The organism is Pedobacter cryophilus, from assembly GCF_005116455.1.
Taxonomy (GTDB): Bacteria; Bacteroidota; Bacteroidia; order Sphingobacteriales; family Sphingobacteriaceae; genus Pseudopedobacter; species Pseudopedobacter cryophilum.
On record NZ_SWBP01000003.1, the window covers coordinates 453480 to 466109 of the forward strand.

Consider the following 12630-nt stretch of genomic DNA (forward strand, 5'->3'; position numbering starts at 1 on the left):
TTTTCCTAATCCCCATCCCTATTTTCGCTTTTAAAGATTTTCCTCTAGGTTGGTTATCATTAAATAGAACTAAGATTAATAAGGAAATTTATTATCCGTTTTAAAACAATTCACTCTGCTTAAATCAAATAGTAAAATCTTCATCCCCAAAAGGGGAACAACCTTCAAACTTTAAAATCAATTTCAAGTTAGCCAACTTCAATTTTAAATTCAAAATTTCAGATAATAAAAAAGGTCCAGACATATAAATATATCTGGACCTTTTTAGAAAGTGCTTTGTGATTACTGTTTACAATCTATTTGTGATAAATTGATTCCATTATATATAATTTCAAACTCTGTTCTTCTATTCCTTTGCTGTTCTTCTTCAGAACATAAAACCCCGTCAATACAGTTGTTCACTAATTTACTCTTCCCGTAATACTCTACTATCACCCTACTTTTCGAAATCCCTTTTGAAACTAAGTAAGCTTTAGCCGACTCACCTCTATTTAATGAGAGTGTTCTATTATAACTTTCAGAAGCTCTACTATCACAATGACTACTGGTGAGTACTTTAAGATCAGGGTATTTCTTTAATAAGGCAGCCAATTTATCAAGAGCTTCAAAAGAGCTTGTTCTAATATAATACTCATCTAAATCATAATAAATATTTTCGGTTTTGAATACCCTTTTTAAAGAATCACAATTATTTAAAACATACTGTTGTATTTTATTGGCTTTTTTAAGACTTAATGTTACATATATGGTGGTATCTTTAGTTATTCCATCTGTCCCAATATATCTCCTATCGGGAAGATAATTTTTAAGTAAACCACTTAATTCAAAACCCGTGTTTTTGGGTAATTCTTTTTCAAACTCCCCATTAGCATCAACACTTAAACCCTCTAAATTTTCACCATTTCTTAATGAAACCGTAGCGTTAATTAATGGCGAACCTGTAGATCCGTCTACTACTTGACCTTTTAATATGATTTTAAATTGTTTCTTTTTAAAGGTATAAATATCATCACTACCTTTTCTATTTGAACTAAAATAACCAGATTCACCTTCGGTTACAGCAACTGCAAAATCATCAAAGGGAGAGTTTAACGGAGCACCTAAATTCAAAGGATTTCCAACTGGTTTTAAATCATTTAATTCAATAGTAAAAACATCTAAACCTCCTAAACCAGCTAAACCATTTGATGAAAAATATAGTGTATCAAAATTATTTAAGTATGGGAATTCTTCATCACCTTCGGTATTAATTTTTCTTCCAAAATTAACCGGTCTACTCCATTCACTTTTATTAGACAACCTAATGCAATAATAAATATCTACTCCACCCATTCCACCTGGCATATCTGAAGAGAAAATAAGAATTTTTCCGTCTTTACTTACCGTAGGATGTCCAACAGAATACTCATCATTATTATAATAAAAAGGTTTTATTTTTCTAAGATCATATCCACTGGCTGTATAAAGTTTTAACTTAGTTACACCATCTCTACTTTGTGCTGATCTTGAATTAAAATAGTTGTTTCTGGTAAACATGATAGAGCCATCTGGCAAAATTGTAGAAGACCCTTCGTGAAACTTGGTGTTAATTTTTCCTTTTAATTTCTCAACACCATTAAGCTCATCACTTGCAGAAATTGTTGCGTAAACTTTTGGATCATAAATACCCAATATCTTACTATCATTACTGGTTACAGGAGTGTTATCATCATTTAACTTGATGTTTTTCTTACTTAGATTTAGCTTTTGCGATGAGGTATCGGCAGTATCTTCATCAGCAAACTTCAATTTTTTTCTATCCTTAATCACATACAAATCAGAAAAAGGTGTATTATTCCAACCAAAAACATATTTAACTGGTTTAGAATCCTGTCTATTGCTTGTAAAAACTAATCCATCTTTATAAAGCATTGGGCTATATTCTGAAGCGGAAGTATTGATGCTCAAATATTTTATATCCCAACTTACTCCTTTACCTAATTTATCAAAATCTGCTTCAGAAAATAAAGCTGCTCTTCTATCTGAAGGAACCATGCTTAAGTATTTTCTATACCATTGCTCTGATTTCTCATATTCTTTATTATTAGCTAAAGCCTCGGCATATCTTAAAGCCCAATCTGGTTTGGTGAAACTTTGTTTACTCAATTTTTCATACCAACTTAATGCTTGCTTATATTGCTTTGTTAACCTATAACAATTAGCTATCATCTCCATAGCATCAATATTCTCTGGATCTTTAGCTAAAATTGGCTTCAAATCTTCAATAGCTTGCGCAAACTTTAGGTTATTGTATGAAGTAACAGCAACGCCTAATTTCTTATCTGCATTTTGATCTTGTGCCAATACTTGATGGTAAAACACCAGTAATAAAGTGCAAAGATATATGGATGTAAAAATCTTTTTCATAATGTGTATCCTTAAAAATATCTAGGAGAAACAACTTTGTTTTTCTCGAAACCAAACTCGTAACGCAACATAATCTCATGGCTGCCGCCATTAAAATTTCTAAGCTTGGTGGTACTGTGATCATAAGCATATCCAAATCTAATTTGAGGATTAACTTGAAGTTCTAACAATCCAGAAACATCTGCATTAGTTCTATACTGTGCTCCTAAACCAACAATTTCTTTTATCCAAAAGGTAGCATTAATATCTCCTTCTATTGGCGCTCCTTTAACCGCTTTTAATAAAAAAGATGGTTTAAATTTAAAATCGGTATTTAAATCAAATACATATCCTGAACTCACAAACAAGTGCATTTCTTGTTTTGATGGATTGTTAGTTTGTGCGTTTGAACCTTTTGACAATCGGTTTGGTACAAGTGTAGGAACAGAAACTCCAAAATAGAATTTATCTGAGTTGTAATAAATACCAGTTCCAATATTAAACTGCATACTGTTTACATTTTCTTGAAAAGCAGGATCGTAAGATGTACCCGTTTCATCAAGTTCTACCGAGCTAAAATTGGCTTTAAAGTTTGCTATGCTTCCTTGCATACCAAATGATAGGGTTGCCTTTTCCATTCTTATTCTATAAGCCGAACTTATAACAGCACCTGTTGTATTGGTGATTCCTAGTTTATCATTAAATACCTGCAAACCCAAGCCAATTTTGTTATTATTTATGGGTGCATCAATGGTAAAGGTGGTGGTTTTTGGCGCACCATCTATACCAGACCATTGGTACCTGTATAAACCAGTAGCGGATATCACATTTCTACTTCCAGCATAAGCGGGATTTAAAGCCAAAGCATTGAACATGTATTGTGTGTACATAGCTTCTTGCTGAGCTTTAGATTCTTGAGAAGAAGAAATCAAGAATATTAATCCTACAATTGAATAAATATATTTTTTCATGATTTCTATCTATTTAAGGTAAGATATCCCACGTATTTATTGAAATTATAATTAACAATATAGTAATAGGTTCCGGGCGGTAAATCCTGACCGATGTAAATTCCCTCGGAACATTTACCACTCCAATTATTAGTGTAATTTGTTGATTTGTAAACTGCATTTCCCCACCTGTTAAAGACTTCTAATTCTACTGGTAAGCCAGATGAAGTGTTTTGAACAACAAAGAAATCATTAATTCCATCTCCGTTAGGTGAAAAACCTTTTGGAATAAACAGTTTAGTAATAGAAAGATTAATAGGTGTAGGCACCAAAGGCGTAATATCTGAAGGCGCTATTGGATCAGGTTTTAATCCGTCTGTTGATTGATCTGTTACTTTTGCAGCATCTAATAATGAAATTGCTTCTACAAATGCTGTATTGGTAAAATCAATGATGGTACCGGTGAGTTTTACGTTTACAATTAATTCTATAATAGCTGTTTGCTGAGCTTGCAGTTGATTGTTTCCTAAAAGCATTTCAGTAAACGCTCTGCCATTATAGGCATTATTTACATTGAAATTTGCAGGAGAAACAGATTTAAGACTAACTACTGTATAAGTAGCGCCTGCAAAAGTGACACTCAAATCATCTTTAAGAGAAAGTTGTTCTAATGTAATGGCACTATAATTTATAATTGTAAATAAAAACTTAAGATTATAAGACTCATCAAGAAGTTTATCTGTACTCACCAAAGCTTTAGCTAATCCAATTTTAGGTGGTATTGGAATAATAATTTCAACCGTACCTACATTAGATTCTGATCCGGTAATGTCTTTAATGGTGTAAGTAAAACTATCTGGTCCGCTGTAACCAGGGTTTGGTGTGTAAGTTACAATACCAGTATTGGGATCAACAGTTACAATCCCATTTAATGGATTAGTTTTAATCACAACACTTTTATTGTCTATCGTATTGTTTCCATCTCTATCAGTATCATTACTTATGATATTGATTTGTATAGGTTTATTATAAATACCTATTACATTGTTATTAACAGCAACCGGTATGGCATTTATTATGATTTGAACATCATCAGAAGCTATACATTGCCCGGTAGTATTTAATATCCATCTAAATAAGTAAGTTCCTAGCGACATATTATTTACCGTAGTATTAGGCGAATTTGGATTAACAATAACAGCACCTAAAGGACCCGAAACTTGTGTCCATTGCCCTGTAGAATTAGAAGGCGAATTACCTTGTAAAGTCACACTTCCGGTAGCGGTAGAAATACTTAATAATTGATCTAGCCCGGCATTTGAAGGTGTTGCAGAAATAGGCTCATTAATAGTAATTGTGGCAATATTAGAAACAATACCGTAATTATCATTCACCACATAACGAACAGATACAAGCCCAGATACCGAAGCACTTAATGGATTGTATGAAACTGTTCCGTCATTATTTGCAGTAAAAGTTCCTTTACCGGGAACTAAAAAAGTTTTTTGTAACCCTGTTAAATTTGGATTAAGATCTATAGAATTATTTTGAATTACTCCGCCTGGGTTAGGAGAAACATCATTATTTGTAACAGGTATAATAGAAGGTCTGCCAGAGCATTCTACAATCTGATCATTTAATGCAGTTGGATTTAATAAATTTCCTCTATCATAAATATCTATAAACACATTTCTTATTTCGTGAAAATTTGTAGAGTTACCTGTTGAAGAGGCAATGCCGTATCGTAACAAAGCAGGTGCTGGTTCAGAATAATAAAAATTATCAATTACAGTATATGTTTTGGTTGGTGTACCACCTACGGTAATTCTCACAGTTATATTATAGCCACCAATAGGATTAGGTTTTAAGTCTATATAAGCTTTTCTGTATCCTATTGTAGTGCTATCTGGGAAACGAGTATTTCCGTCATTTACTAATGAAAAATTAAAATCAGAAGTTTGTGCGGTAGCTAAAAACGGGTAATTATTGGCTGTTAAAGCGTTACCATCTCCTTTACCTCTGATAGTTACAGATTTAGGTCTTAAACCGTTTTGCGTAGGACCAGGAATACCACCTTGCCTACCTTCTATTGGGTTAGAAAAGTTACCATATTCATCAATTCCGATTCCTATATATCCTTTACTTACACCCGGCGAAGTGGGATTTGTTAATGTAAATTGTGAATATCCTAGGGAACCTCCAAAACCACCAATTACAAACGGATTAGCCGTAGCATCAAACAAGAAAAAACTAATCCCATCTGCACCGCTTCCACCGTAAGTATAATATTCAAATTGCATTCTTAAACCCTGCGCAGATGTAAGATTGTTTTGACTATAGATATAACCCTTTTGATCAAAGTTATTATTAGTAAGTCTTAAATAACCATCTCCATCTGGATCTAAACTAGCCGATGACGAAGCTGTTAAAAACGCTGTAGGCGAACCTCCAAAAACAATTCCTGAAGCCGAAGCATTTCTAAAACTTTCGAAATAAGGTAATTGAGCTTTTGTTAAAAAACTTACTAATATAAAAACCAAAGTCAGAAATAGATTTGGGTAAAATTTTAGTTTCATAATGATTGCTTTAATATTCCACAGTTGTTGAAGCTGCATTTCCCATTATCCAAATATCAATCCAGTTCAAATAATAAATTAACTAAGCGTGTTATTCATCCCTATAAGCACTCCAAACAAACATATTTTTATTTTTAGTTGTATTTCTCAAATATTTTCTGATTTTAAATTAGCGAAATTATTTCCACAGTCAGGCAAATATTTCCTCAAATAAAATTTAAGAATACACATGCTTTAATTTTAATAATACTCACTAGAATTTAAATAAACATACCTTTATGATCTTCTAAACGGTATTTACAGCCCTTGAAACCTTTAGAATTAGTTTCTGGCATAGAATTGCCTATAAGTGTTGAAAACTATTAGGTTTTATTTTTAATTAATTTGACATTTTAAAGTTTTAAGACATATTATAATGAACAAAATATTTAAATCGGTTTTACTGATTGCTTGTTTGAGTTTAAGCATGCAATTTGAAGCAAAAGCTCAGCAAACCATTATTCCTGATATTTCATATTTATTTTTAGAAAAATTGATAGCGACTGCTAAACAAAATTATCCAAAAATTAAACAGTACGAAATAGCTAAAGAAATAGCAGAAATAAATATTAAAAGGGAAAAACTAAATTGGCTCGACCCTATAGCAGTTTCTTATGTTTCGGTCCCAAATAAAACAATTAATTTTATTGACCCTCAATTTTTTTCAGGTTACCAGTTTGGGATAAATGTTAATGTTGGAACATTTATGCAAAAACCTTTAAATATTAAGAAAACTAAAGCCGATTTAAGATTTATGGTTGAAGAATCTAAAGAATATGCTTTAAGCTTAGAAGCTGAGGTAAAAGTAAGATACTTCGCCTACATACAGCAACTAAATAATGTAAAACTATTTACATCATCTTTACAAGATGCTGAAGGATTATTAAACGACCTTAAAGTAAGATATGAAAGAGGCGAAGTAACCTTTGGGATTTATAGCGAGGGTTTAATAAGTTTTAGTAACATTAGCAAATCAAAAATAGAGTCGGAAGCCGCTTTTCTTATCGCAAAAGCAAGATTAGAAGAACTCATCATCACAAAAATTGAAGATATAAAATAATGGAAGAGTTAAAAAAGTTTTATTATCTGTTGTACAGATTTAGATTAATAGTTATAGCAGTACCGCTAATTACAATTATTATTGCTTATTTTTTGGTAAGAAATCTTCCTGATGAATATATTGCTGAAGGACAAATTGCAACAGGTATTGTTGATGAGACTCAAAACTTAGTTTCTAATGTTGATAAACAAGAAGCTAGTATAAACAGAGAGTTTAGTAACCTGATTGAGATTATGAAACTTCAAAAAATAATTAATTTGGTTTCCTATCAATTAATTATTCATGATTTAACAACCGACAAACCGTTTAGAGAAATCAGTACTAAAATCAAAGAACTTTCTGAAGTAGAAAGAAGAAAAGCATTAAATGCCTTTAAAAGAAAATACACTTATAAAGAGACCTTAAATCAGTTTAATGCCGATGATAGAAATCTTTATGATTTATTAAGCTCTATGGGCTATAATCAAGATTTTATTGCTGGTAATATTTACACAGACAGATTAGAAATTAGTGATTTTATTTCGGTTAAATTCACATCAGAAAACCCAGAGTTATCTGCATTTGTAGTTAATTCACTTTGTTCTGAATTTATTAATTATTACACCAACATTTTAAGAGACAATCAAAACAAATCAGTTAAGTTTTTATCAAATTTAGCCAAGGTTAAAAGTGACACCTTAAACAAACAAGTTGAAGCTTTAAGAAAGTACAAGATTGATAATAAAATAGTGAATTTAGGTGAGCAGTCTAGAAAAATGTATGAGCTAACTGCTGAATATGAAACCAGAAAGCAAAATGCAGAAAAAGATATTATTTCATTAAAAGGAACAATTGATAATATTGACAAACAGTTTGACCCTTCTCAAAGGAAATATTTAGAGGCTTCGCTTGTTAAAGTAAATCAAGACATTACGCAATCAAAAAGAGAGCTTACCGCACTTAGCGAACTCCAAATTAGAAATGAATTTGATCCAAAATATAACAGATCAATAGATTCATTAAAACAGGTTATTAACGCTCAAATACTAGATCAATCAGATAAATACATTACTAGCCCTTTAAGTAGAAAAGAAAGTTTGGTGACTCAAAAAATGAGTTTACAGGTTCAATATGACATTGCCCGTTACAGCCTTAACTCCTTAAAAAGAGAATTACAGGAAATGAACAATAAGTTTGAAAAACTTGTACCTCATGAAGCGGTAATACAATCATTAGAAAGAAAAATAGATATTGCAGGTAAAGAATACCTAGATATTTTAGATAAATATAATAATGTAAGCTTAGAAGCTAGTCTTTCAACCAAACTAAGACAGGTTCAAATTGCTATGCCAGGGGTACAACTTCCATCTAAAAAAATGCTCTTAATTATACTAAGCGGCATCATCAGCTTTATATTTTGTTTGTTGGTATTCTTTGTCATCTTCTATTTTGACAATAGAGTTGGAAGCCCTAGAGAGTTAGCTCAGATTACAGAAATACCTGTTTTAGGAAAAATAAACAGAGTAAACTCAGCTAATTTAGCCCTTAAAGAAATTTGGAGTAATTTACATGCAAACCCAGAAATGCAGGAACTTAAAAAACAATTACGTTCTGCTAGGTATGAGATAAGCCGAGAAATGGTGCCTACTAAAGATACCAAAGGCCAGGTATTAAATATTACGAGTATGAATGACTCTGAAGGTAAAACACTTTTAATTGCCTGTATAGCTTATTCTTATGTAGTAATTAGCAAAAAGGTTTTATTAATTGATGGTAACTTTGATCATCCAAGTATTACAGAAAACTCTAACACTAAATTTTTTATTGAAGATTATTTAAAAAGTGGAAATTTAGGTTCGGCCGAGTTTAATACTGGTATTATGGTGATGGGAAATAAAGGAGAAGACACCTCTTTGTTTGAAGTTGCCGATGAAAAAACCATTAAAGAAAGATTTGATTTATTACGCACTAAATTTGATATTATTTTGGTTGAAACCCCGTCTTTGGAAACTTTAGGAAAAGCCAAAGAATGGAATTTAATTGCCGATAAAGTAATGGGAGTTTTTGAAGCAAACCAGACTTTATCTGGAAGCAAAAAACAGCATATTAACTATTTAAAAGAGCTAAATGGGCAGTTTATTGGATGGGTAATCAACAAAGTTTCTGTAGATTCGTACAACAAAACTGATGGTGCAATTAATACTAACTTCATTGAGTAAATGATTTTGAAATATCTTGAAATTATTTGGTTTGCGATCCAAATCATCATTGGATTTCATCTTTTTTTTCCTTTGATTTTACTATTGATTAGTAAAATTTCTAAAAAGGAAGAATCATTAAATAATTTTGAGCAAACAGACTTAGACTTTGCTGTAATTGTTACTGCTTATGAAGAAACAGATCATTTGCCAAAAGTAGTTGCTTCTATATTAAACCAAAGTCATCAACAATTTTTAGTTTATGTAGTTGCTGATAAATGTGACATTACAAATTTATTTTTTGATGATGAACGAGTAATTTTGTTAAGACCAGAAACCATTATTGGGAGCAACACAGGTTCTCATCAATATGCAATTGATCATTTTAAAAGGGCACACAATTACGTTACCATTATTGATAGTGACAATATTCTTGATCAAGATTATTTAAAGGAGTTGACCTATTCAATAAAGAATGAATTTGTAGCCGTTCAAGGTATTAGGGCTGCTAAAAATTTAAATAGCACTTATGCTTGTTTAGATGCCGCCAGAGATATTTATTATCATTTTTATGATGGCAAAATACTATTCAAAAGTGGCTCTTCTGCTACTTTAGCTGGTTCTGGTATGGCATTTAAAAGCGATTTATATAGTTCATTTTTAAAACAAAATAAAGTAAGTGGCGCTGGTTTTGATAAAGTATTACAAGCTTGGTTACTTAACCAAAATTTAAGAATAGCATTTAATGAGAAAGCTATTGTTTACGACGAAAAAACTACGCATTCAGATCAATTGGTAAAACAAAGATCTAGATGGTTAAATACCTGGTTTAAATACTTTAAATTTGGTTTTACCATCACCTTTAAAGGAATCAAAAACTTATCTGTTAACCAGTTATTATTTGGATTAGTTTTGTTAAGACCTCCCTTATTTATTTTTCTAATATTGTCTGTTTTAGCTACATTCATCAATATAATTTTTGGCCTCAATTATTGGATTTGGTTAGCCGGTATAATTTGTTTTGTGGTGAGCTTTTTCTTGTCATTAATTAACTCTAAAACAGATAAAAGAATTTATGCCTCATTAATTAATATCCCAAAATTTATTTTCTTTCAAATTTTATCCTTAACCAAGGTTAAACAAGCAAATAAAATATCGGTGGCAACAAAACACACACAAAATGGCAGCTTTAAAAACTAAAAATAAATGAGAATAAACCCTGATTTAAATGTTGGTAAAAGAAAAGCTCAAAATTTTTTACTTTTCAAAAAATGGTTAGCTATAGCCATCTGTTTTGTAACTACCTTTTTCTTTTTTTTAAAAATATTATTCTTCTAAAAGGTAATGAGAAATATAAATTTTCAAATAAACAATAAAGGGAAGATTTTTTATATAGCTATTGCCGTTACGTTAATTTTAGTTTCTATTGTAGCTGCTTTTGTTATAAAAATATACGGTTTAAAAGGCGGCGTAATGCCCGTTATTTTATCCTTTGGTTTACTTTTTGTTTATGCAGTATTAAGATTACCACGATTTGGCGTTTTGGCTTTACTGGTAATGGCCTACTTCATTATGTTTATTATTAGTATGGGTTTTACCGAATTCCCATTAGGCACAATAATGGATGGTATGCTTGCACTCTTGGTGATTGGTTTTTTTATCCAGCAAAAATATTATAAGAATTTTAAAGTATTTAAAAACCCTGTTGCTTATCTTATTTTAGTTTGGGTAGTTTATAATCTTATACAAGTTTTTAACCCTAATGCAGCCTCACAACTAGCTTGGGTATATACTATCAGAAGCGTTGCTGTAGTGATGCTCTCGTATTTTATATTTAGCTATTATATTATCTCCATAAAATTTATCAGAACTATTTTAATTGTTTGGTTATCACTTGCTTTTTTTGCTGCTTTATATGCAATTAAACAAGAATACATAGGCTTTTTCCCATTCGAAGAATGGAACCATTTTGATCCTCTCATACAATCTTTACTTTTTATTGATGGACACTGGCGTAAGAATTCTATTTTTTCAGATCCTGTGGCTTTTTCATACAACATGGTGGTATGTAGTATTCTTTGCTTAGCATTAATAACTGGTCCTTTTAGGTTAAGATTAAAAGTTTTTTTTGGATTTTTAATGTTGCTATTTTTAACCGTGATGCTTTACTCTGGCACTAGGGCAGCTTATGTGCTTTTACCCGCCGCTGGAATTCTATTTTTAGTTTTAAAACTTAACAAGTCTTTATTCTTTTTAGCAATAGTTGCCGGTTTATTCTTATTTGTGGTGATCAACATCCCTACAGGCAATGTCACTCTATACAGGTTTCAAAGTGCTTTTAAACCAAATAATGACGCTTCTTATAATGTAAGGAAAGCTAATCAGAAAAAAATTCAACCTTATATTCAAGCACATCCAATTGGCGGTGGCTTAGGAGCTACCGGAGTTTGGGGAGTAAGGTTTGCCCCCAACTCTTTTCTCGCAAAATTCCCTCCTGATAGTGGCTATTTAAGAGTAGGAATGGAATTGGGTTGGATAGGATTATTTATCATTTGCAGCATTATGTTTACCGGCTTATACATGGGGATTAAGAATTATTTCAACATGAGAGATCCTGAACTTAAAACCTATTGTTTTGCCATGATTTTAATTATATTCGCTATTGCAGTTGGTAATTTCCCACAAGAAGCTATAGTTCAATATCCTTTAAACATATTTTTTTATCTCTTTTTAGCTTTAATTCAAGTGACTAAAGTGTTAGACGATAAAAAATTTAAAGAAGAACAAGGCGTAACAGAGAAAAAAATAAAAGGACTTATATAAATGTCTGTAACCAAAATCATAAAATCTAATCCAGTTTTAAAAAAACTTATTCACTGGATGATTATTCCATCAAATGATTTTAGACCTAGGTTATGGATAAGGTTATTTGTAAATCCAGTTAGAAATAAAATTGGTAAAAACACCATTATAAGATCTAGTACTAGAATGGATATTCTTCCATTTAATAAATTTGAGATTGGTTCTAAATCATTAATAGAAGATTTTTCGACTATTAATAATGGTGTTGGAGATGTGAAAATTGGAAACAACACCATTATTGGCTTAAGTAATGTAATTATTGGTCCCGTTGTAATTGGTGATGGTGTGATGCTGGCTCAGCATATTGTAGTTTCGGGCTTAAATCATGGTTATGAAGCCATAGATATTTCGCCAAGTAAACAACCCGTGAGTACAAAACTAATTACAATAGATGATGATGTTTGGATTGGTGCTAACGCAGTGATTACAGCCGGAGTACATATTGGAAAACATGCTGTAATTGGCGCAGGAAGCGTAGTTGTTAAAGATATTCCAGATTATAGTATAGCAGTAGGCAATCCGGCTAAAGTGATAAAAAAGTACAATTTTGAAAGTCAAAATTGGGAGAAAGTAATTTAAAA

General features: G+C 31.4%; 8 protein-coding genes. 5 read left to right on the forward strand and 3 right to left on the reverse strand.

The genetic code is table 11. From position 1 onward, the window contains the following. Nucleotides 1-282 precede the first annotated feature (282 nt). Genes FA046_RS11075 through FA046_RS11085 form a run of 3 tightly spaced genes read right to left on the reverse strand, consistent with a single transcriptional unit; the run spans nucleotide 283 to nucleotide 5911 of the window. Complete coding sequence (locus FA046_RS11075; protein WP_136826487.1) at nucleotides 283-2406, reverse strand: OmpA family protein; 2124 nt, start codon at nucleotides 2404-2406, stop codon at nucleotides 283-285. Between the two features lie 11 nt (nucleotides 2407-2417). Beyond that, complete coding sequence (locus FA046_RS11080) at nucleotides 2418-3356, reverse strand: PorP/SprF family type IX secretion system membrane protein (protein WP_136826489.1); 939 nt, start codon at nucleotides 3354-3356, stop codon at nucleotides 2418-2420. 5 nt (nucleotides 3357-3361) lie between these two features. Then, a complete protein-coding gene (locus tag FA046_RS11085; RefSeq protein ID WP_169303350.1) occupies nucleotides 3362-5911 on the reverse strand; it encodes a T9SS type B sorting domain-containing protein in 2550 nt (849 codons plus the stop codon). Between the two features lie 415 nt (nucleotides 5912-6326). Between FA046_RS11085 and FA046_RS11090 the strand changes: the two genes are divergently transcribed. The 5 genes from FA046_RS11090 to FA046_RS11110 all read left to right on the forward strand — a co-directional run bounded on the left by FA046_RS11090 (nucleotide 6327) and on the right by FA046_RS11110 (nucleotide 12628). Continuing rightward, complete coding sequence (locus tag FA046_RS11090; RefSeq protein WP_136826492.1) at nucleotides 6327-7010, forward strand: TolC family protein; 684 nt, start codon at nucleotides 6327-6329, stop codon at nucleotides 7008-7010. Continuing rightward, the gene (locus tag FA046_RS11095) at nucleotides 7010-9208 is read left to right on the forward strand and encodes an exopolysaccharide transport family protein (protein WP_136826494.1); all 2199 of its coding nucleotides are present in this window, start codon (nucleotides 7010-7012) and stop codon (nucleotides 9206-9208) included. Before FA046_RS11090 ends, FA046_RS11095 begins: the two co-directional genes overlap by 1 nt. An 84-nt stretch (nucleotides 9209-9292) precedes the next feature. Next, a complete protein-coding gene (locus FA046_RS11100; protein ID WP_225870920.1) occupies nucleotides 9293-10387 on the forward strand; it encodes a glycosyltransferase in 1095 nt (364 codons plus the stop codon). A 144-nt stretch (nucleotides 10388-10531) separates the two neighbouring features. Continuing rightward, a complete protein-coding gene (locus tag FA046_RS11105) occupies nucleotides 10532-12010 on the forward strand; it encodes an O-antigen ligase family protein (RefSeq protein ID WP_136826498.1) in 1479 nt (492 codons plus the stop codon). Further along, entirely contained in the window at nucleotides 12011-12628 is a 618-nt protein-coding gene (locus FA046_RS11110; protein ID WP_136826500.1) for an acyltransferase, read from the forward strand. Nucleotides 12629-12630: the final 2 nt, after the last annotated feature.